The organism is Nocardiopsis nanhaiensis, assembly GCF_054778635.1.
On sequence record NZ_BAAGZJ010000023.1, the window covers coordinates 31,673 to 52,394 of the forward strand.

General features: G+C 69.0%; 22 protein-coding genes and 2 tRNA genes. 7 read left to right on the forward strand and 17 right to left on the reverse strand.

What is annotated here, in order from left to right:
• Positions 1-93 precede the first annotated feature (93 nt).
• From ACYVD1_RS13330 to ACYVD1_RS13360, 7 genes are all read right to left on the reverse strand, one after another.
• A tRNA-Ala gene (locus ACYVD1_RS13330) sits at positions 94-167 on the reverse strand.
• Between the two features lie 67 nt (positions 168-234).
• On the reverse strand, positions 235-915 hold the full coding sequence (gene sepX, locus ACYVD1_RS13335; protein ID WP_460771911.1) for a divisome protein SepX/GlpR: 681 nt from the start codon (positions 913-915) through the stop codon (positions 235-237).
• Between the two features lie 404 nt (positions 916-1,319).
• Positions 1,320-2,039, reverse strand: a complete 720-nt coding sequence (locus ACYVD1_RS13340) for a GNAT family N-acetyltransferase (protein ID WP_460771912.1) — start codon at positions 2,037-2,039, stop codon at positions 1,320-1,322.
• 253 nt (positions 2,040-2,292) lie between these two features.
• Positions 2,293-2,802 (reverse strand): MogA/MoaB family molybdenum cofactor biosynthesis protein, encoded by a 510-nt coding sequence (locus ACYVD1_RS13345; RefSeq protein ID WP_460771913.1) that lies wholly within the window; start codon positions 2,800-2,802, stop codon positions 2,293-2,295.
• The gene (gene moaC / locus ACYVD1_RS13350) at positions 2,795-3,298 is read right to left on the reverse strand and encodes a cyclic pyranopterin monophosphate synthase MoaC (RefSeq protein WP_460771915.1); all 504 of its coding nucleotides are present in this window, start codon (positions 3,296-3,298) and stop codon (positions 2,795-2,797) included. Before moaC ends, ACYVD1_RS13345 begins: the two co-directional genes overlap by 8 nt.
• Positions 3,299-3,423: 125 nt before the next feature.
• Positions 3,424-4,656 (reverse strand): molybdotransferase-like divisome protein Glp, encoded by a 1,233-nt coding sequence (glp, locus tag ACYVD1_RS13355; protein WP_460771916.1) that lies wholly within the window; start codon positions 4,654-4,656, stop codon positions 3,424-3,426.
• Positions 4,653-5,606 carry a UTP--glucose-1-phosphate uridylyltransferase gene (locus tag ACYVD1_RS13360; RefSeq protein WP_460771917.1) on the reverse strand — a complete coding sequence of 318 codons (954 nt, stop codon included), beginning with the start codon at positions 5,604-5,606 and terminating at the stop codon, positions 4,653-4,655. The genes glp and ACYVD1_RS13360 overlap by 4 nt, the downstream gene beginning before the upstream one ends.
• 154 nt (positions 5,607-5,760) lie before the next feature.
• Here ACYVD1_RS13360 and ACYVD1_RS13365 point away from each other — a divergent pair, with 154 nt between their 5' ends.
• The 4 genes from ACYVD1_RS13365 (at position 5,761) to mscL (ending at position 8,287) form a co-directional block, all read left to right on the forward strand.
• Positions 5,761-6,384 (forward strand): 5-formyltetrahydrofolate cyclo-ligase, encoded by a 624-nt coding sequence (locus tag ACYVD1_RS13365; protein ID WP_460771918.1) that lies wholly within the window; start codon positions 5,761-5,763, stop codon positions 6,382-6,384.
• A gap of 212 nt (positions 6,385-6,596) precedes the next feature.
• Entirely contained in the window at positions 6,597-6,959 is a 363-nt protein-coding gene (locus tag ACYVD1_RS13370; RefSeq protein WP_460771919.1) for an FmdB family zinc ribbon protein, read from the forward strand.
• Between the two features lie 142 nt (positions 6,960-7,101).
• Entirely contained in the window at positions 7,102-7,758 is a 657-nt protein-coding gene (locus tag ACYVD1_RS13375) for an SAF domain-containing protein (protein WP_460771920.1), read from the forward strand.
• Between the two features lie 79 nt (positions 7,759-7,837).
• Positions 7,838-8,287, forward strand: a complete 450-nt coding sequence (gene mscL, locus ACYVD1_RS13380; protein ID WP_460771921.1) for a large conductance mechanosensitive channel protein MscL — start codon at positions 7,838-7,840, stop codon at positions 8,285-8,287.
• A gap of 113 nt (positions 8,288-8,400) precedes the next feature.
• Here the strand turns inward: mscL and ACYVD1_RS13385 are convergent, their stop codons facing one another.
• Complete coding sequence (locus ACYVD1_RS13385) at positions 8,401-9,510, reverse strand: D-alanyl-D-alanine carboxypeptidase family protein (RefSeq protein ID WP_460771922.1); 1,110 nt, start codon at positions 9,508-9,510, stop codon at positions 8,401-8,403.
• 422 nt (positions 9,511-9,932) lie between these two features.
• Here ACYVD1_RS13385 and ACYVD1_RS13390 point away from each other — a divergent pair.
• Together ACYVD1_RS13390 and ACYVD1_RS13395 are read left to right on the forward strand one after the other, a co-directional pair.
• Positions 9,933-10,005 (forward strand) — tRNA-Arg (locus ACYVD1_RS13390).
• A gap of 318 nt (positions 10,006-10,323) precedes the next feature.
• Positions 10,324-10,533, forward strand: coding sequence for a calcium-binding protein (locus ACYVD1_RS13395; protein ID WP_460771968.1), 210 nt, complete (start codon positions 10,324-10,326; stop codon positions 10,531-10,533).
• A gap of 2 nt (positions 10,534-10,535) precedes the next feature.
• On the opposite strand, the gene ACYVD1_RS13400 is transcribed toward ACYVD1_RS13395, so the two are convergent.
• The 6 genes from ACYVD1_RS13400 to ACYVD1_RS13425 all read right to left on the reverse strand — a co-directional run bounded on the left by ACYVD1_RS13400 (position 10,536) and on the right by ACYVD1_RS13425 (position 15,739).
• Positions 10,536-10,985, reverse strand: a complete 450-nt coding sequence (locus ACYVD1_RS13400; protein WP_460771969.1) for a flavin reductase family protein — start codon at positions 10,983-10,985, stop codon at positions 10,536-10,538.
• A 69-nt stretch (positions 10,986-11,054) separates the two neighbouring features.
• Entirely contained in the window at positions 11,055-11,990 is a 936-nt protein-coding gene (locus ACYVD1_RS13405) for an MBL fold metallo-hydrolase (protein WP_460771923.1), read from the reverse strand.
• Positions 11,987-12,943: an aromatase/cyclase gene (locus ACYVD1_RS13410; protein WP_460771924.1), complete on the reverse strand. Its 957-nt coding sequence runs from the start codon at positions 12,941-12,943 to the stop codon at positions 11,987-11,989. The genes ACYVD1_RS13405 and ACYVD1_RS13410 overlap by 4 nt, the downstream gene beginning before the upstream one ends.
• Positions 12,940-13,200 (reverse strand): acyl carrier protein, encoded by a 261-nt coding sequence (locus ACYVD1_RS13415; RefSeq protein WP_460771925.1) that lies wholly within the window; start codon positions 13,198-13,200, stop codon positions 12,940-12,942. Before ACYVD1_RS13415 ends, ACYVD1_RS13410 begins: the two co-directional genes overlap by 4 nt.
• Positions 13,201-13,268: 68 nt before the next feature.
• Complete coding sequence (locus ACYVD1_RS13420) at positions 13,269-14,474, reverse strand: ketosynthase chain-length factor (protein ID WP_460771926.1); 1,206 nt, start codon at positions 14,472-14,474, stop codon at positions 13,269-13,271.
• The gene (locus ACYVD1_RS13425; protein WP_460771927.1) at positions 14,471-15,739 is read right to left on the reverse strand and encodes a beta-ketoacyl-[acyl-carrier-protein] synthase family protein; all 1,269 of its coding nucleotides are present in this window, start codon (positions 15,737-15,739) and stop codon (positions 14,471-14,473) included. Before ACYVD1_RS13425 ends, ACYVD1_RS13420 begins: the two co-directional genes overlap by 4 nt.
• 274 nt (positions 15,740-16,013) lie before the next feature.
• Between ACYVD1_RS13425 and ACYVD1_RS13430 the strand changes: the two genes are divergently transcribed.
• Complete coding sequence (locus ACYVD1_RS13430) at positions 16,014-17,942, forward strand: flavin-containing monooxygenase (protein WP_460771928.1); 1,929 nt, start codon at positions 16,014-16,016, stop codon at positions 17,940-17,942.
• A 130-nt stretch (positions 17,943-18,072) separates the two neighbouring features.
• Here the strand turns inward: ACYVD1_RS13430 and ACYVD1_RS13435 are convergent, their stop codons facing one another.
• The 3 genes from ACYVD1_RS13435 to ACYVD1_RS13445 form a co-directional block, all read right to left on the reverse strand.
• Positions 18,073-19,014: an alpha/beta hydrolase gene (locus ACYVD1_RS13435; protein ID WP_460771929.1), complete on the reverse strand. Its 942-nt coding sequence runs from the start codon at positions 19,012-19,014 to the stop codon at positions 18,073-18,075.
• A gap of 28 nt (positions 19,015-19,042) precedes the next feature.
• Entirely contained in the window at positions 19,043-19,465 is a 423-nt protein-coding gene (locus ACYVD1_RS13440; protein ID WP_460771930.1) for a lipocalin-like domain-containing protein, read from the reverse strand.
• Between the two features lie 64 nt (positions 19,466-19,529).
• Positions 19,530-20,663 carry a DUF6081 family protein gene (locus ACYVD1_RS13445; protein WP_460771931.1) on the reverse strand — a complete coding sequence of 378 codons (1,134 nt, stop codon included), beginning with the start codon at positions 20,661-20,663 and terminating at the stop codon, positions 19,530-19,532.
• Between the last annotated feature and the right edge of the window lie 59 nt (positions 20,664-20,722).

Below are 20,722 nucleotides of genomic sequence, written 5' to 3' on the forward strand. Positions count from 1 at the left end.
CTTGCCCCTGGAGACTGTGCTCCTGAAGACAGAAAGCGGCCCGTGCTGATCGGTGAACACGGTTCACCGACCGACACGGGCCGCCGACTTCGGTGGAGCTATGGGGATTTGAACCCCAGACCCCCTCGATGCGAACGAGGTGCGCTACCGGACTGCGCCATAGCCCCGAAGACGAGATAAAGACTAGCAGGAAAGTTGGTGTGGGCCGAACTCGTTTCCCTCGTCCGGCCCCGGTCAGTCTCCCGCTGCCCGCAGGCGGGCGTCGGCGTACTGGTCGTAGACCTGGCTGCGACGCTCGATGAAGGCGATGACCTGAGCTTCGCGCTCCGCCTCCCGCTCGGCTTCCCGGGCTTCCTCCTCTTCCGCCCTGCGGGCACGCAGGGCCGCCTGGCGGCGTGCTCGGAAGTAGGCCTCCCGGCGCTCAGCATCGGCCTTGGCGGCCTCACGGAGCAGGGCCAGATGCCCGGCGAGCAGGAGAACCGGCGGGGCGATCACCCACCAAGGGCCGAGACCGATGGAGACCGCCGCGATCGTGGCGATGTTCAACAGGGTGAGCGCACTGGTGCGGCGGCGCCTACGGGCGATGACCCGGGCCCTGGGCTCGCGGGCCGGAGGGCCTCGTCGCTCAGCGGGGCGGCCGACCTGAACTGGCGCCTCGTCGACGTCCGGGTCGTCGCCCCTGCCGCCAGGGCGGGTGATGACCTGGGTCTCGTTGAGGCCAGGGTCCTCCTCGCCGCCTGACAGGCCCTCCGCGCCGTGCTCGGCCTCCTCCTCGGCCTCCGGGGCGCCCGCGTCCTCGTCCTCACGGCGGGTGTCCTCGTGGACGGTGTCCACGGAGTCCTTCCGCAACAGCATCGGGACGAGGACGATGAGCCAGACCACAACGATGGCCAGGTACAGAGGAGAGCTGCTCATCACCCCTCCTCACGATGACGGCCACTGAACGTTGATCGACACTTCGTCGACACCGCTCCGCGTGTGGCTGGACCTGCTTCTGGGAGTAGAGACGTCTCCCGGCGGGACATCGTTCCTGGCCCGGGTTGGGCTGGGATCGGTTCCCGACCGCCATATCCACGCGTTGCCCGCATCGTCAATGCGTCTATGTTCCGCACGGTACGACCCCGTGTCCATAAATGCGCCACATTCCGACCGGAGTGTCGCAAGATTGTGGACTATCAGTTTCGGACGTCACGCCCCTGCCGACGTAAGACCAGGTCAGACGCTGACTGCGGATGGTAGCGCCAATTCAACGCAAAGTAATGAATGGTTGTGCTTAAAGGGAGGTTTAGGCTCCGGACACATCCGTGATGTTGCCATGTTCAGTTCGACCCCGGGTACGGACTCGCCGGATCTCGCGGATCACCGCCACCGTTCGGGCCCTGTGGCCCCAATACGGAACCCGGGCCGGAACCCCCCTCTTCGGACGGGCCGGAAGACGCACCGTCGTACCAGCGCCGCAGAACGCCGTGGGGTACCTCCTCGGAGGTGAGCGCATAACAGATGTGGTCCCGCCAGGCCCCATCGATGTGGAGCTGGCGTCTGCGCACTCCCTCGTCGCGGAATCCCAGTTTGGCCACCACCCGTCGGCTGGCACGGTTCTCGGGTCGGATATTGGCCTCGATCCGGTGGAGTCCGACACGGAAGAATGAGTGGTCGACCGCCATAGCCACCGCAGTCGGGGTGATGCCGCGCCCCGCGTACGCGCTGTCGACCCAGTATCCGACCTGCGCTGACCTGGCTGATCCCCACACGATGGCCCCTACCGTGAGCTGCCCCACGAAGCGGTCCTCGTAGAGGATCGCCCACGGCATCGCGAGCCCCTGTCTGGCCTCTCGGCGGATCGACTGCACCATCGCGACATAGGACCCGAGGCCGGTGGTGCGCAGCGGCATCTCCGGATACGTGGGCTCCCAAGGCCGCAGCCACTGGGCGTTCCGGGCCCTCGTGTCACGCAGTGCCGGGGCGTCGCGAAGGCGAAGCGGACGCAGCCCGATCGGTCCCTCCTCAAGGGTGACGGGCCACCTCTGTCTGCGATTCACTTCCGTCCCTCCGAGGCACTCGGCACCGTCTTGCTCGGATGCGGCACCGGCCTTGTGGACGCGTGGAGCGCCCGTTGTCAGTGCCGCCTCCCAGTATTCCACTCCGCGGGTGTGGGGTGGCGGGCGTCACCCTCACCTCACCAGAATCGGATGACTCGAAACTCCATTCGAACTTGCACCGAAAGTCGACACAAGGTCAAGGAATTCCCAGGCACCGGAATGCCTGAGATGTGATTCCGGTCATTGTTCGGTGTCATTCGGGTCGTGGGTGGTCTCCCCCGCGGAGCTGATCTATCGCGTGCCCAAGAACCGGCTCCAACACCTGCATCCCGTCGCGTACACCGCCTCTGGACCCGGGCAGGTTGACCACGAGCACACGGTGACCGGCCCGCTCGACGACCCCGGCCAGCCCGCGGGAGAGGATCGCCGTCGGCACACCCTTCTCCCTGCCCGCCGCGCGCAGCGCCTCCGCGATCCCGGGGACCTCGAAGCTGAGCAGCGCGCGTGTTGCCTCCGGGGTGTGGTCCTGAGGGGTGAGGCCCGTGCCGCCGGTCGTCAGCACGGCGTCCACCCGCTCCTGCACGGCCTGCTCGATGGCCTCGGTGACCGGTGCTCCGTCGGGCACCACCCGAGGGCCGACGACAGTGCACCCCATGGCCCGGAGCCGCTCCGCGACCACCGGACCGGAGTGGTCCGGGTAGACACCCGCGGACGCCCTGTTGGACGCCGTCACCACCGCGACGCGGTGGACGGAGTCACTCACCGCGCCTCCAGTGGCCCTTCTTACCGCCGGTCTTCTCCTCCACGCGCACCCGGGTGACCTCGGCTTCGGGGTCGAGTGCCTTGACCATGTCGACCAGGCCGAGAGCGGCCGTCATGACACAGGTGAGCGCCTCCATCTCGACCCCGGTGCGGTCCGCGGTGCGGACCGTGGCGCTGATGTCCACCCCGTCGTCCGCGACGGCCAGGTCCACGTCGACACCGTGCACCGCAATCGGATGGCACAGCGGAACGAGGTCGGGGGTGCGCTTCGCACCCTGGATCCCGGCGATCCTGGCGACCGCGAGGGCATCGCCTTTGGGTACTTCCCCGTCGCGCAGGGCGGCAACGGTCCCCGGGGCCAGCAAGACCCGGCCGGTAGCCGTCGCCGTGCGGGCGCTGACGTCCTTGCGGGAGACGTCGACCATGCGCGCGGAGCCGGACTCGTCGAGGTGCGTGAGGCCGGAGGAGTGCGCCTCCGGCTGTGGGGTGTCGGTCATCGCTGTGGAGCCACCCGTTGTCTTGGCGTTGAACACACGGCCCACCGGTGTGGCCGACCGCGGGGACGCACGGTGACGCGTCCCACGAAGACGGTACTCCTCCGCGACGACAAGAGGTCCCTGGGTCAGCGGTCGGGCAGGACCAGGACCTCCGCCACCGCACCCGCCTCGAGTTCGGAGACGTCCTCGGGGACGATCAGGAGTCCGTTCGCGTCGGCCAGAGCGGAGAGCTGGTGCGAACCCTGCCGAACCGCCGGGGAGACCGTGTGTTCCGCTTCCGTGGGTTCCGCGTCGGCGCCCGCCAACACGGCGCGCAGGTACGAACGGCGCCCCTTCGGTGAGCTGACCGGAGACGTCAACCGAGCGCGCACGGACGGGAGGGGGTCCGTGGAAAGGCCGCGCAGCTTGCGCAGGAGCGGCCGTGCGAACAGCTGGAACGACACGAACGCGCTCACCGGGTTTCCCGGAAGTGTGAGGATGGGCGTCTCGTCCGGGCCGATGGTCCCGAACCCCTGGGGCTTGCCGGGCTGCATGGCCACCTGCGGGAACTCCACGGTGCCCTGCCGGGTCAGTACTTCCTTGACCACGTCGTAGGCGCCCATGCTGACCCCGCCGGTGGTGATGACCACGTCCGCGCGGATCAGGAGGTCTTCGAGGGTATTCCGAACAGTGGTCGGGTCGTCGCCGACGGAACCGTGCCGGTGGACCTCGCAGCCGGCGTCCTTGGCCGCCGCGGCGATCATGTAGCTGTTGGACTCGTAGATCTGCCCCGGGGCGAGCGGGCGTCCCGGTTCGACCAGCTCCTCGCCGGTGGACAGCACCACCACACGGGGCCGGGGGTAGACCGGAACCGTACGGCGCCCCACCGCGGCCAGGACCCCCATCTCGCCAGCCCCGACCAAGGCGCCCGAACGCAGTACCGTCGCGCCCTCCTCGACGTCCTCTCCCCTGCGCCGGATGAAGCTGCCCGACCTGGTCGGGCGGTCGATCAGGACCTCGACCGTCCCGCCGTCGGTCCACTCCACCGGGACGACCGCGTCAGCGCCGGTCGGCATGGGTGCCCCGGTCATGATGCGGGCGCACAGGCCGGGGCGGATCGTGTTCGGGTTCGGGTCGCCCGCCGGTATGTCGGCCACCACTCGCAGGCGCGCCGGGTCCTGGGCCGTGGCGCCCTCCAGGTCCGCCGCGTGGACGGCGTAACCGTCCATCGAGGAGTTGTCGAAGCCCGGCAGGGACACCGGAGAGGTCACGGGCTCCGCGAGAACGGTCCCGTGTGCCTTCAGCAGGTCCAGCTCCGTAGCTTCTGGGTCCGCGACCAACCCGAGCAGGTCGGAGATGTGCTGTTCGACGCTCTTCAACGGTTTCCTCCGGGCAGAAGCTGCTCCTGGCGGTCCAGGAACTCGCGCAGCCAGGGTAGGAGTTCCTCGGCCAGCTCGGGGCGGCGACAGGCGAAGTCGACCACGGTGCGGATGTAGTCGGCCTTGTTCCCGGTGTCGTAGCGGCGCCCGCGCAGCAGGACCCCGCGCACCCCTCCGCCGTCTTCGGGCGCCATACGGGCCAAGTCCTTCAGGGCGTCGGTCAGCTGGATCTCCCCGCCGCGGCCGGGAGGGGTGTCGTGCAGGACCGGGAACACCGCCGGGTCGCACACGTAACGGCCGATGATCGCCCAGCGGCTGGGGGCCTGCTCAGGCGCGGGCTTCTCGACGAGGTCGGTGACGGTGACGACGTCGTCCTCACCGGTGGGCTCTACGGCCGCACACCCGTAGAGGGAGACCTGCTCGGGCTCCACCTCCATGAGCGCCACGACACTGCCGCCGTGGGCCTGGCGGACCTCGATCATTCTCCGGAGCAGGTCCGCCGACTCGATGAGGTCGTCTCCGAGGAGCACCGCGAAAGGGTTGTCGCCCACGTGCGGCTCAGCGCACAGGACCGCGTGTCCCAGGCCCCGGGGCTCTCCCTGGCGGACGTAGTGGACCTGGGCGAGTTCGCTGGACTCGCGGACCGACCGGAGCTTGCCGTCCTCGCCTTTCGCGGCCAGGGCCCCCTCGAGCTCGTACGCCCGGTCGAAGTGGTCCTCGATGGAGCGCTTGTTGCGGCCCGTGATCATCAGTACGTCGTGGAGCCGGGCCGCCGCGGCCTCCTCCACGACGTACTGGATCGCGGGCTTGTCCACGATCGGCAGCATCTCCTTGGGCGTGGCCTTGGTCGCGGGCAGAAAACGGGTGCCCAAACCCGCCGCGGGCAGGACAGCCTTGGTGACGCGGGCTGCCTCGGGACGTGGGCGTGTCTGGTCGCTGTCGGCGTTCATGCAGGGCACTTTAGGACAGGAACCAGGCGTTCTGTCGCCCGGTGGCGGATCGGTGGCCGAGAAGTGCCCCCTGTTTCGGATGACGGCACCGAAATGGCAACCGGCCGTTCACTCCGCTGGGAAGCCGCTCCGGGCCGGGTGCCACACTGGGCCCATGGACGACCCGAACGACCCGAGCCGGTTCGACAAGCGGAAGCTACGCGCCCACATCCTGGCCGAGCGTCGGGCCCGAGGGTCCGAAGAGCGCGCCCGGGTGGGTTCAGTGGTCCGGGACACCCTGATGGAGATCCCCTGGCTGGCCATGGGCGGCACGGTGGCCTGCTACTACTCCGTGGGGGACGAACCCGACACCCGCAAGCTGGTGAACGCGCTGTGGAAGCGGGGCGCCTACGTCCTCCTCCCGGTCTTCCTCCCGGACGGCACCCTCGACTGGGCGTCCTTCGACGGGCCGGACAGCGTGGAACCCGCCGGACACGGACTGGTCGAACCCACCGGGCATCGCTACGGCCCTGGGGTCCTGGGCCGCGCCGACGCGGTGGTCTGCCCCGCGCTGGCCGTGGACCGGCAGGGCAACCGGATGGGGCGCGGCGCGGGCTGTTACGACCGGGCGCTGGCCCACAAGGGGCCGCACGCGCCCGCGATCGCCTTGGTCCACGACGAGGAGTTCGTCGACGGCCTTCCGGTGGAACCGCACGACCGCGGGGTCGAAGCTGTGGTGACCCCGGGCGGGGGCCTCCACGTGTTCGACCCCGCCGGGGTGGCCTGGCCGGGCGGGTGACGCGGGCCGATCCGGGTGGTGCGGGCAGGCCCGGGGATTAAGGCATCCGTATCGGGCGTTGTTGGTGGCGGTCGCGTCCCGAAAGGGTCGGTTGCCGCGCGGGCCCTCCCCTGGCGCCAGCTACGGGTGAGGTGCTGTCGCGGCTGTGGTCGGCGAACGCGTACTATTTAGCAGTCAACGGGTGTGAGTGCCAGCAAGGAGGACCCGGAACAGTGCCTACGTACCAGTACGCGTGCACCGCGTGTGACGCCCAGATGGAGGTCGTGCAGAGCTTCAGCGACGATTCGCTGACCGTCTGCCCCGAGTGCGAGGGGCGCCTCCGCAAGGTGTACTCCGCCGTCGGCATCGTCTTCAAGGGATCGGGCTTCTACCGCACCGACAGCGGCACGAGCACCACGAACAGCTCCGCGATGACCGGCTCCAACGAGAACACCGCCGAGAGCAAGGACAGCGGCTCCACCGACTCTGCTAAGTCCACCGGCGACTCCGGCGCTGCCCCCGCCACGAGTGGCGGCGGTGACAGTTCGAGCAGCAGCAAGAGCTCCAGCGCCAGCACGCCCGCAAGCAGCAGCTGAGCCACCGTTCCGTTGACCGTGGCCGCGCCGTCGAGACCTCTCGGCGGCGCTTTCCCCTTGTCCGGCCCATATCCGCGATTCCCGGAGAACAGGGCTGTGGACAACCCGTTGGGGCGGGTCGGCCCGGCCTAACGTTGGAAGCATGACCAACGCCCCTCCCCCCTACCGGCACCGGCGCGCGGTCATCCGCCTGCTCGACCGGTACCGGCGCGTCCTCGCGGCGGCGCTGACCGCGCTGGCCGCGATCAGCGCCGTCCTCGTCGTCCGTCCGCCCCCGGAACCCAGCACAGAGGTCCTCGTCGCCGCACAGGACCTCGACGCGACCGCGCCCCTGGACGGGGACGACCTCACCACCCGCACCCTGCCGGAGCACGCCGTGCCCGGCGGGGCCCTTGCACCGGAGGACCAGGCCTCCGGGCTCCCGTTGAACGCACCGGTCCGCAAAGGCGAGGTGCTCACCGACGCACGCCTGAGCGAGTCACCGGCCGCTCCCTACGGACCAGACCTGGTGGCGGTACCGGTACGGGTGGCCGACCCTGGCGCGGTCGACCTGCTCTCTCCCGGGAGCCGGGTGGACGTGCTGGCCGCCGCCGGGCAGGACGAACTCACCGGACCGCCCTCCCGCGCGGGCCCGGCGCTGGAGGTGGTCGAGGACCGGCCCGTGCTCGCCCTGCCAGAGGAAGGCGAACGCGGCGGAGAGGGCGGAGCGCTCCTCCTCATCGCCGCCACCGCCGATGAGGCAAGGGCTCTCGCGGGGCACGCGGCAGCTTCACGACTGTCCGTGACTATTCGCGGTTGACCCATGACCAGTGGTGGTGAAAGCTATCCGGGCGCCCATTCGGGCACGTCAGTCACTCACGAACACGTAGGGCAGTTCCATGGAAGGCTTCAAGAAGTTCCTGCTTCAGGGAAACCTGGTGCAGCTGGCCGTCGCGGTTGTCATCGGCTCCGTCTTCGCCTCACTCATCACCGCCTTCACCGAGGGGTTCATCACCCCACTGCTCGGTATCTTCGGCGGCGTCCCCACCTTCGGGGACCTGTACTTCGAGATCAACGACAGCCAGTTCATGTACGGCGCCTTCGTGGACTCCCTGATCTCCTTCCTGCTCACCGCCGCGATCCTCTACTTCTTCGTGGTGATGCCCCTCGGCAAGCTGATGGAGAAGTTCATCAAGGCGGAGGAAGCCACCACGCGCGAGTGCCCCTACTGCTTCAGCGACATCAGCAAGCAGGCCAGCAAGTGCCCCAACTGCACCAGTGAGGTCACGCCCGAGGTCGCGAGCACGGAAGGAGCCGAGAGCTCCGAAAGCTCCGAGAACAAGGCATAGCGAAACCGGTCTCGGAGAACAGGGCACCAGAGGGACAGCCGGACCGAGGGGCCCGGACACGCCGGAGGGCGGCCCACCGGGCCGCCCTCCGGCGTTCACGCACGAGGTTCGGTTTACGGCTCGTACTCCCAGTGCCAGGGCTCGAACGGGCTGGACTTGGCCCAGGCCGGGTGAATCCAGTCGTACCTCGCGCCGTTCTCCTCCATCCAGTTCCACCGCTCCGAGCGGAAGTTCTGAATGCCGCAGCCAAGGTCGATCGCCTGGCCCAGACCGTGGTTACTGGTGCCCGGGACCGCAGCGAATCCCGGCGCGACCTCGCCGTACACGCGGTGCTGGTTCGGCAGGTCACGGTAGGCGCTGGTGATGCACATGTTCTCGCCGAACTCCTCGACGTACTCCACGTTGAGTTCGAGGAAGGCCACCGCCGCGTCGGCGCGGAGGAAGTGGTCGTCGTACAGCTCGCAGAGCGCTTCCTCCGGCAGCAGGCCGTTCGGGTAGCCGTCCGATGCGTTGGCCGCGCTGTCATCGCAGTCGGCCGCGGCCATGTAGGTGTCGGGGTCTAGGCCCTGAGCCTCCAGCTCCTCGGTGAGCTGGTTCGTGCTCTCCTCGGACTGCTCGTGCAGCGAGTCCACCTCCGCGGCCAGTTCGGCCTGCTCCAGCTGGGTGAAGGTCTGCAGTTCCTGCGCCTCACCGGCCAGATCCACCTGCTCCGCGCGCAGGTCGGTGGCGTCCTGGAGGAGTGCCTGGTTGTCCTCGGACAGTTTGGCCGCGTAGGCCTGCGTCTGCAGGTCGTCGTCGAGGTCACCCGTCGCCAGGGTGCCGATCTCGCCAGCCTCTGGCTGTTGGTACATGGTGCTGGCCAACTGCGCGAGCGGTTCGCGCATGTCACTAAGGTCACCCTCGATCTGTTGGAGCTCGTGGAGGGTATCGACCAGGTCTTCCTGGGCCTCCTCAAGGGCGTCCTGGCGCTCCACGTACTCGTCGGTCGCCTCTTCCAGGGCTTCCGCTGAGCTCTCAGCGTTGTTGCGCAGGTCTTCCAGGCTCGCTTCGGCCGAGGCGGGGGTCACCGCCGCTTCGGTCACGGGCATGACCAACAGGCCTGTGGCCAGCACGAGCGTCAGCGCCTGCGCCATCCGGACCCGAGGGAGCCCACCCAGGGCGGTCAGCACCCCGCTACCCGGTACGCGGGACCTCCGCCGCGCCGACTCAGAAGTGAACGGCACGAATGATCCTCCGGCTGCATTTTCCTCGAACACCTACTCGTGGCCGCAAGGCAAACTACTACATGTCCACATGCGGACACACTGGACTCTACGGCCCGGCGGCCGAGCCTCGGGGCGGCTGAACGCCGCCCCCATGATCGTCTCGTCGGCCCTTCGATGGAACGCCTGGTCAACGGGGCACCGCTATCTGTCGTACCCATGCACCAACAGTGACCGAAGTGCGTATGTGGCCATAATCGCGACACGCGACATGAACAACATCACACCACAACCAAGACAACCAATCGTAGGCCAGCGTACTGCGCCACGCACGCAGAGTGTCTCGCGCATGGCCCGCCAACACCAATTCGCACCCCATGCACACCCATCCTGGGTTAGGCTGGACCCCGCAACCGGGTAACAATCGGTTCAGCACCGCACATGGCTCCGTAGCTCAGGGGATAGAGCACTGCTCTCCTAAAGCAGGTGTCGCAGGTTCGAATCCTGCCGGGGCCGCGCCTGTACGGAAGGGTGCCCCTCTCGGTCGAGAGGGGCACCCTTCCGTGTTTACTTCCCCAAAAATCCCCGCAACCCGGTCAAGTCGCCGTAAACGACCGGCGAGGCCGCCCCTGCCTCCCCGCGATGCCGACACCTACCGGGTGGCGCCGACGCACCGGGCAAGGCGTCCTCTCCGCACACGGGGAACCGCACGCGGGTTCGGGCGACCCGAAGCGCGGATTCTCGGGTGAGTTGGCCCCCGGGATCGTGTCGGTCTGGGTTTCGGACACCCTCCACCCCGATCATGGGGACCAGGCTGACCAGGGGGGAGACCACATGTCGGGAGGAAAGCGCGGTCCCGAGCAAGAAGGGGACCGCAGGATGGGGCAGCAGCGCGGCGGTTCGCCGTCAGCGATCTCCGGGGCGCTCAAACGGGATCCGCACCCGGGCCCCCAGCACTGGGGCGGGCCCCGGCCACGCAGAGTCGACCGGGACCCGTTCCTCTCCAGCGCACTCCGCCCTCCGCCCGGAAGACGGAAGGCCTGATCTCACTCGGGGGACACTCCGGTGAACCCGCGCTCCAGGTAGACGGCGGGCCTTCCCCTGCCCTCCGTCGAAACCCTCTCCACACGACCGACGAGGATCATGTGATCCCCCGCCTCGTGCCTGCTGTCGACCACGCACTCGACTGAGGCGAGCGCGTCAGCCACGACCAGGGAATCCAGGGGGGTCAGGGTGAACCCTCCTCCAACGAACTTGTCCGCCCGCTTGCTGGCGAACTTCAGCGCCAGGTCGACACGGGACTCGGGCAGAATGCTGACGGCTATTCTCGAACTGGTCGCGAACACCGGGTAACAGCTGGCGTTCCTGGCCAAGCAGACCAGGACCAGCGCGGGGTCGCGGGAGACGGAGCAGAAGGAACTCGCGGTGAATCCGTACGCCTCTCCCCCAGCGTCACGTGTAGTCACGATGGTGACCCCGGAAGGGAAGCGGGACATCGCTTCAAGGAACGCTTCCGGGTCCAGATCCGGAGCGGTCCTTCTCCACGCAGACACGATCCAGCCTCCTCAGGCCAGGCAGGACGGCAGTCGACCGCCGTTGAACGACACCATCTCCTCGAAAACGTGCGCCACGTCGAGGGCGGCCCCGGGCGCCGTCCCGCCGAGTTCGGTGTAGGCGCGATGCAGGTTGCCCACCAGCCGTTCGGGTTCGGTCAGGTGGCCGTACCGGTCCATGTCGGCCCGGCCCGCCATCTCCAACGGGCTCAGGCCCCTGGCCCGGCCCTCCAGTGCCATCCACTCCACCCACTGCAGGTAGGACACCGTCTCGTCGATCAGCGCGGGACCGGCGACCTCCCCGTGCCCGCAGACGATCAAGCTCGGACCGAGCCTGCCGATCGTCTCCAGCGCGCTGAACGAGCCCGACAGCGACCCCATGAGGACGAAAGGGGCGGCCCCCGAGAAGAGGACGTCCCCGGCGAAGAGGACGCGCTCCTCCGGCAGCCACACCACGACGTCACAGGTCGTGTGAGCCGGCCCGACATGGATCAGCTCGACCCTGCGGGATCCCAGGTCGAGGGCCATCCTGTCCGTGAAGGTGATGTCCGGGAGAGTGACCCGCACGTCCCCCCAGGGAACGTCGGGCCACATCCCGGTGAGGACCAGTCCGGCCTCCGCCATCTCCCGGCGGGCCTCTTCGTGGGCGACAACCGTCGTGTCCGGACCGAACAGATGGTTTCCGAAGACATGGTCCCCGTGATGGTGGGTGTTGACCACGATGCGGCGGCCCCCGCTGGCGAGCGCGTCGACCTCCTCACGCAGACGCAGGGTCCTCTGTTCGGTGGCCAGGGAATCGACGACCACGGTCAGGTCATCGCCGACGATGACCCCGGAGTTGCTGACACACCAGCCGCCGGGAGGTTGGAGGTAAGCGTGCACCCCCGGGGCCAACTCCTCCAGGTGGGCGGCGGACCTGCTGTGCTCCGCCACGACGTGGGCGGTCATGTCGGCCCCCGATCCGTCCCGGTCAGCTCCTGTCCCTCCGCCGCGGCCACAGCGTGGGAGAGGGTGACCCGGCTGTTGGCTCCCAGGGCCTCACGCAGGTAGCTCCTGGCGTCGTGGACCCCCGCCTCCGGCCCGAGCACCTGGCTGACGGCATCGGGGTTGATCGCGACGGTGTGCCGGGCCGTGATCAGGCCGCCCGCACCGAACCCCCACGCCCCGCCGTGCCCGAACACCAGCCGGGGCGGGCGCGTCTGCTTGTAGACGATCTCCTGTTCGCCCAGACACAGGCGGATGGAGCGGGTGGTGTGGATGTCCCCGTCCCGGGTCACGGTGTCCATCTCCAGGTCCTGGACCCCGGGCTTCGGTTCGACCAGCGCGACCCTGCCCACATGCGGCAACAGGTCAGGCCAGGCGTCCGCCCGTTCGACGAACCGGTACGCCGCACGGGGGTCTCCGGCGATCCGCGCGGTGTCCTCGAAGCTGAGGACGAGGTCGTCCAGGGAGTGGGGCAGTTCGGCGATCCTCGCCAGGGCGTCCAGCTCACGTTCACTGTTGCCGTCCAGGGCCCGGTTGATCCACTCCACCGCCTCGTCGCCGTCCGCGGAGAACACGTGAACCAGGGAGACCTCTGTGCGACCGCCAGGCAGCGGAACGAAGCGCCACTCACCCCGCATCGAGGTCAGCGGCGGTCTGCTGTGCTCCTGTTGGAAGGTGATGACGCCGGTGCGCGGGTCGAGGCGCCTACGGGAGGTCCAGTCCGCGACCTCTCCGTTGACCGTCGCCCAGATCCGAAACCGTTCGGACCCCGACCCGCGCTCGAGAAGGTGCACGTGGATCGTCGGTTCGAAGACCACCGGCCAGTTCTCCACCCGCTCCACCAGCTGGTAGAGAGTCTCGGGCCGGGCCGCGAACACTCTGCTGTGCAGTGCCCGATGCTCGCGCGCGCCGCTCATACACCCTCGCTGACGCCGTTGTTGACCGTGTCCACGAAGGACCGCGGGGTGCGGAGCTCCGCGACGACGTCGTCCGAGATGTCCACGCCGTACTCGTCCTTGATCCGGGCGGCGGTCTCCATGAGGGCGAGGGAGTCGTAACCGAGCGCCTCAAACTCGATGTCGCCGATGTCCGAGCCGGGGTCAATGCCCTCGGTCTCGCCCGCGCACTCGACCAGGATGCGGGTCAGGTCCGCAACGGTGATCTGCTTGCTCATATTCACTCCTCGTGGGTTATTGGTGGTCAGGGTGGAGTTTTCGATGGTCGATGCCGTGCCTGCGATGGTCAGGCCGACGTGACCACGACGGCCGAGTTGAAGCCCCAGCGGCCGCGGGCCAGGATGAGAGCGGTGCCGACTCCGGCCTCGCGCGGCACACCCCTGACCAGGTCGACCCCGTACTCGTCGGGAACCTCCCGGACGTTGTGGGTCGCGGGGATCACGCCGTCGCGGATGGCGAAGAGCGCTGTGGCGACGTCGAGGGGGCCGCCGCCCGACAGGAGCCGCCCGTGGAGGGTCTTGGGAACCGTCACGGGGACCCCCAGGGGACCGAAGACGTCCTGCAGGGCGTCGGCCTCGGCCCGGTCCCGCTCCGGTACGCCGGAGCCGTCCGCGAACACCACGTCCACGTCGTCTGGAGACAGCCGGGCGTCCCGGAGCGCCAGGTCGATCGCCCGCCGCAACCCGAGGGGGCGCCCGGAGCCCGGCGGCGGGTCGAAAGTGGAGGCGTATCCCGCGACCACACCGTGGGAGCGGTCCCCGACCCCCTCGTCCCCGTCCTGTTCCAGGACGAGGAGCGCTCCGCCCTCTCCCGGGACGTATCCGCTGGCGTGGGCGTCGAAGGGCAGGTAGGCCCGGTTCGGGTCAGCGGCCTCGCTGACCTGACCGCTGGACAGGTGCGACACCCACCCCCAGGGGTCGAAAGCCGAGTCGACCCCTCCGGTGACGACCAGGGGTGTGCCCCGGGCGATGGTTCTGCGGGCGTGGCCGATCGCGTCCAGCCCTCCGGCCTGGTCCGCGACCAGGGCGCTGCTGGGACCGCGCATGGCGTGGCGGATCGAGATCTGGCCGGTGTTGACCGCGTAGAACCAGGCGAAGGACTCATAGACGCTGACCGACGTGGACCCCTGCGTCCACAGTTTGTGAAACTCGCGGTGGGTGAACTCGAAACCGCCGGAGGCGTTGGCGGTGACCACGCCCATGTCGTAGTCGGCACGTTCGGCGGTGGCGCCCTTGGCGTCGGCCAGCGCCTCCTCGGCCGCGATAAGCGCCATCCGGGTCGAGACGTCGGTCTGGGGCAGGAGCCGGCTGGGCAGGTGGTCCTCGGCGGTGAACACCACCTGTCCGGCGAGCCCGGAACTGTAGTCGGAGGTGTCGAACCGGTCGAGGGGCCGGATGCCCCCTCGGCCCTCGAGCGTGGCAGACCAGTACTCCTCCAGGCCAAAGCCGTTGGGCGCCACCACGCCGATTCCCGTCACGTGTGCCCGCTTCACGCCGCCACCCCCGTCACTCGTCGCAGGGTCATCGCACTCTGGAATCCACCGAATCCGCTGCCCACCGTCAGGACCGTGTCAACGAGGTGCTCGCGCGCGGTCACTGGGACGTAGTCGAGGTCGCACTCGGGGTCGGGCTGACCCAGGTTGGCGGTGGGCGGGACCACGTTGTGCTCGATCGCCAGCAGGGAGGCGGCGATCTCCACCGACCCGATAGCACCGAGCGAGTGGCCGACCATGGACTTGATGGAACTGACCGGCACGGCCCGGGCGTGCTCGCCCAGGCTGCGCTTGAACGCGGCCGTCTCGTGCCGGTCGTTCTGCTTGGTGCCCGAGCCGTGGGCGTTCACGTAATCCACCGTGCTCGGGTCGATCCGGGACTCGTCGAGGGCGCTGCGGATCGCCTCGGCCATCTCCCGCCCGTCCTTCTTCAGACCGGTCATGTGGTACGCGTTGCACCGCGTCGCGTAGCCGGAGACCTCGGCGTACATGTGTGCCCCCCGCTTCAGGGCGCTCTCGTAGTCCTCGAGGACGAACATGGCGGCGCCCTCGGCGAGGACGAACCCGTTGCGTGAGCCGTCGAAGGGTCGGGAGGCCCGCTCGGGGTCGTCGTTGCGGTTGGTCGTGGCTTTGATGGCGTCGAAGCACGCGACGACGATCGGGGTGATCGGTGTGTCGGAGGCACCCGTGACCATCACGTCGGCGCTGCCCTCGCGGATCAGCTGGACGGCGTGGCCCACCGAGTCGAGCCCGGACGTGCAGCCGTTGGACACCATGGCGACGGGCCCCTCCGCGCCAACCGTCCACGCGACCTCGGCAGGCATGACGCTGGGCACGAGGTAGTCGTACATGTACGGCGACAGCCACTCCTGGTCGACGAGCCACCGGCGGCCGCTGTCCGACAGCACCAGGTACTCGCGTTCCAGGCTGGTGGCGGCCGCGACGGCGCTGCCCAGGCTGACCCCGACCCGGGTGGGTTCGAAGGAGCCGAAGTCCAGTCCGCTGTCGGAGACCGCCTCGCGGGTGCACACGACGGCGAACTGGGAAGCGCGGTCCATGCGGCGGACCTCGCGCTGGGTCAGGCCCTCATGGACCGGATGGAAGTCGGCCTCCGCGGCCACCTGCGACCGGTAGTCGGACGGGTCGAAGAAGGAGATCCGCCTCGTCGCGGTCCGGCCGGAGGACAGCAGGTCCCAGAACTCCTTGGTCCCCTGGCCGCCCGGTGCTCGCACCCCGATGCCGGTGACCACCACACGGCGGTTCATCGCGCTCCTCCCGGGGCCGAGAGAACTCTCTTAAGGGTCATGGTTCGCACCTCTCGCCGAACACGGTCACTACGGACGAACTTCTCGACGACAGGTTCGAAGCGGCGGCTCGAACGCCGGTCGAACCGCGGTGGTGGCTGAGTCGGCCGACGCGGGGAGAGACACGGGTTCGAGCCCGGTTCAAGCCCCGCTGCACATGCTGGCCGGGTCGGTGGGCGCCGCGACCGGAAGGCGGGGCGCCCGTCGAGACCCGCCGGATCCTGAGGAGGCGCGTATGACGCTGAACCCGCAGACCCCACCGATCGACGCCGACGACAAGAGCCTGAGGAGGCACCTGAGCGACGCGGAGGTACCCGCCCTCCTTATGACCATCGCCCACCTGACCGGGGACACCTCCTTCCTGCGCGAGGACGCACGGAGCAACGGTTGGCTGCTGCGTCCCCAGGGCGGGATGAGCCCCGAAGCCCAAGAAGAGGCACGTGCCACGGCGCTGGCCGCCCTGGCCCGCTTCAGGGACGACGGTTCCCCGGTTCCCCCGCCGCCCAGCCGCGACCTGCTGCGCCGAATCAGCGCGTGGGTCCTGGGCCGCGACGTCGAGGAGCTGCTCCCCCTGATCGCCGAGGAGATCGTCCCGTCGGGCGCCGATCCCAAGGCCCCGGACTGGCGGCTGGACACCGCCGCCCCGGACCGGGAGGTCGGTGTCGCCGTCATCGGGGCGGGGATGAGCGGGCTACTGGCGGCTCACCGGCTCTCCCAGGCCGGGGTGCCGGTGACCGTGTACGAGAAGAACACCGACGTCGGGGGCACCTGGTTCGAGAACACCTATCCGGGTTGCCGGGTGGACGTCGCCAGCCACCTGTACAACTACTCCTTCGCCCGCACGCACGACTGGCCGGACCACTTCTGCGTCCAGGAGGAGGTGTTGGAGTACTTTCGTGAGGTCGCCCGCGAGTACGGCCTGTACGAGAGCATCCGGTTCGGCACCGAGGTTGCGGCGGCCGACTGGGACGAGGCGGCGAGCGTGTGGCGACTCACCCTGCGCACCCCCGAAGGGGAGGAGACCGCGGAGTACCGGACCCTGGTGAGCGCGGTGGGGCAGCTCAACCGCCCAAGCCTGCCTGACGTCCCCGGGCTCAACAGCTTCGCCGGGGACTCCTTCCACTCGGCGACGTGGGACCACGGGGTGAAGCTGGCGGGCAAGCGGGTGGCGGTCATCGGCACCGGCGCCAGCGCCTTCCAGATCGTACCCGAGATCGCCGAGACCACCGGTGAGCTGCTGGTGTTCCAGCGCACGGCGCCATGGCTCCGCCCCACCCCGCACTACCACGACGCCGTCCCCGACGGCCTGGCGTGGTTGCTGCGGCACGTTCCCTACTACGCGCAGTGGTACCGGCTCTGGCTCTTCGCGCCGGGGTTACTGGAGGAGGGCGGCATCCTGCAGGGGTGGATCGTGGACGAGGCGTACCCGCCGACCGAACGCGCGGTGTCCGCGCTCAACGACGGGCTGCGCGCGGCGCTGACGGAGGCCATGACGGCCCAGGTCTCCGACTCCCCCGAGCTGTTGCGGCACGTGATACCGGACTACCCGGTGGGTGCCAAGCGGGTCTTCCGCGACGACGGGCGCTGGTTCGCCACGCTCAAGCGCGACGACGTCTCCCTTGTGACAGAGACGATCACCGAGATCACCCCGCGCGGGATCGTGACCGCCGACGGCACGGAGCACGACGTGGACGCCGTGGTCTACGCCACCGGGTTCGAGGCCTCCCGTTTCCTGGCACCCATGCGCGTGACCGGGCGCGGCGGACTCGACCTGCACGAGCACTGGAACGGGGAGCCCCGCGCCTACCTCGGTCTGACAATCCCGGGGTTCCCCAACCTGTTCTGCCTGTACGGACCGAACACCAACCTGGTGGGGCAGGGAGGGAGCATCTTCTACTTCTCCGAGTGCGGGGTGACCTACCTGCTCGACGCGGTCCGTCTGCTCCTCGAGGGCGGGCACCGCGCCGTCGAGGTCCGCAAGGACGTCCACGATTCCTACAACGCGTGGGTGGACGAGGCGAACGAACTGCGCTCCTGGGGTTGGACCAAGGCCAGCACCTGGTACCGGAGCGGAAACCGGTCCGCGCCGAACTGGCCCTTCTCCGCTCTGGAGTACTGGCACCGGACCCGGCGGGTCGTTCGCGAGGAGTACACGCTCGACTGAACCCTGGGCCTTCCCGAACCGGGAACCTCACACCGCTTGTGCGGAGCACGCGGAACACGAAGGGGGCCGGTGCGTCGCACCGGCCCCCGAACTTTCGTGCTCGGTTTCCGCCCGTCCGCCGTCCGACCTGTCAGCCGCCCAAGCCCCTGAGCAGCTGATCCACCTGTTCGTCCAGCATCCTCCGAGAGACGTCCGAGTCGACACCGATGGACGCATGGAAGGTGCCCGGGTAGTGGCTCACCTCGGTGCGCACCCCGGCCTGGATGAGACGGCAGGCGTAGGCCAGGCCCTCGTCCCGCAGGGGGTCGAACTCGCAGACCCCGACGAAGGCCGGGGGCAGGTCCGCCAGGACCGAGGCCCGGGCGGGGGCTGCGTAGGCGGGTACCCGGGCGCTCCCGCGTTCCAGGTCTCCCAAGTAGCAGTCCCAGCTGACCAGCAGGTTCGGCCGGTCGAGCATCGGGGTGTCGGAGAAGGAACGCGCCGAGACCGTGTCGACCCGATCATCCAGTTCGGGGAAGAGCAGGTACTGGAAACGGATCGGAGGTCCGCCCCGGTCGCGGGCCGCCAAGGTCAGCGCCGCCGCCAGGCCACCGCCCGCGCTGAGCCCGCCCACACCCAGCCGTTGAGGGTCCACCCCCAGGTCGTCAGCCTTGTTTGCGACCCACTCCAGGACGCTGTAGCAGTCGTTCAGCGGGGCGGGGTAGGGATGCTCGGGGGCCAGCCGGTAGTCGACGGAGACTACGACCGCGCCCACCAGGTCGGCGATCCTGGTCGAGGAGGAGTGGGCGGTGTCCAGGTCACCAGTGACGAACCCACCCCAGTGCGGGTAGACGAGCGCGGGGAGGGGGCCTTCAGCCTCCGAGGGACGGTAGAGGCGCACCCGGACCGGTGGATCCCCCGCGGCGCCCGGTACGAGTTCCTCCGTAGTCTCCACCGGCCGGACTGGCTGGTACATCCGCTGGCGCTCCATCACCTCGCGCAGGCGGGGGCGCGCGGTCTCCAGGTCGGAGTAGTCGAGGGGGTTCAGCCGTGGCGCCCAAGGCGCCAGTTCAGCATCGTAGGCATAGGTCACCGGAGCTCTCCTTCGCATCCGTTGTCGTTCACTCAACGTCCCGTTCGCGCTCCCAGACCAGGACGCGCCGCTGTCGGCGCTGCCCGCTGACCACGGTGCCCTGTTGGGTGAGGCGGTGCCCGTCCAGGACCGCGGTGCCCCGGAGGGTGAGGCGGTGCCCGTCCAGGACGGCGTCGCGCACCTGGTCGGTTCCGACCAGGTGACTGTGGGATGCGACCCGGACCTCGTGGACCACCCTCGTCCCGTCCAACCGCCAGGTACCCGCGTACCCCATGTAGGAGGGGTCACCGGAGCCCCGCATCATGCCCACCGAGACGTGGCCGGAGTCGGCGTATATCAGCAGCCCACGGGGATCAGGGCCGAGCGGCCCCTCACTGAGGTCGCCGTTTGCCTCGTCGACATCGTGGTAGGTGAGGAGCCGCCAGGCCCCGATCAGCTCTTCGACGGACATCCGGTCCTCTCCTTTCAGTGCGGGGCCGACCGCTCCGGTGCGGCCCCGCCGTGGTCGTGTGGGGTCATCGGCGAATAGGGGTGCTGCTGATCACCAGGGGGGTCATGCCGAAGGTGGCGCCCTGGCCCCAGACCCGGTTGCCCTCGAGGCTCTCCTCGTCGAGGAAGTTCTGCTGGTAGGGCTCACCCAGTACCGGGTCGAAGTAGTGGTCCTCGGCGGTGGACAGCTTCACGAGACCGTCTCCGTCGTGGCCGGGCTGGGCGACCGCGCCGTCGACGATGGTGAAGGAGCCCATGCCGCAGGCCAGCTGGCGGGGCTCGACCTCCTCCTCAACGCCGCCGTGGTCGAGCATCAGGTAGTCGCCGTAGTCGATGTCGTCGGTGGGATCGAGGCTCTCGCCGATGCGGTCGACCTCGAAGACCCTGCGTCCGTCGAGGTACCAGAAAACCTTCCCGTTCTCCCTGTCGTAGGAGATGCGGAAGCGGTGGCTGTCCTCGGGCTCCCGGTCCGCGACCGGGATCGTGTAAAGGAACGACCAGTAGTTGTTGTCCTCGGTCCGGTTGGCGGCCAGGCGCTCGTAGAAGACGTAGATCTGCGTGTTGGTGAAGAGGAACTCGAACAGGGTGTCGGTCTCCACGTCGTGGACGGTCAGGCCGACGGAGGCCAGGCGCAGGTCGTCCTGGGGGTCGACCACCGCGTCACCGAAGGGGTGCTCCTCGGTACCCGTGGTGTGTCCCCACATGGTGGTCTCACAGGACAGTTCCCGGCCGGGGACCGCGTCGAAGCCCATCTGGCCGGTGGAGGCCTCGTGGTTGGCGTAGCTGAGCCACTTGACGTGGTCGAGGTCGCCCCGGATACCCCCGTTCTCCTCTTCCTGCGCCAAGGTGTTGGTGAATGCGGGCTCACCGGTCTCGGGATGGGTACCGGAGGCGGCGATCTCGACCTGCCCCCTGGACGTGGTGACGATGCCGTCGTCGGCGACGTAGTCACCGTCGGCCAGGAGCCACCAATCGGCGTCCGGGCCCTCGGTGTCGAGCCCGTTGCTGTAGTCGTCCCAGACCAGCCGGTAGGGCCGTTCGGGGCCGAAGGAGGACTCGTTCTCGCTCTCGGCCGCCGCGGGGATCACCCACGGGGTAAGGAGCAGCGCGGCGGCGGAGGCTGCTACGACCGTGAGCGCCCTGCCGGGTTCTCGTCTCATCGGGATACCTCTTTTCGAAGAAGGGGTGGGGCCCGGGGCAAGCGAAACCGTCCGCGCCC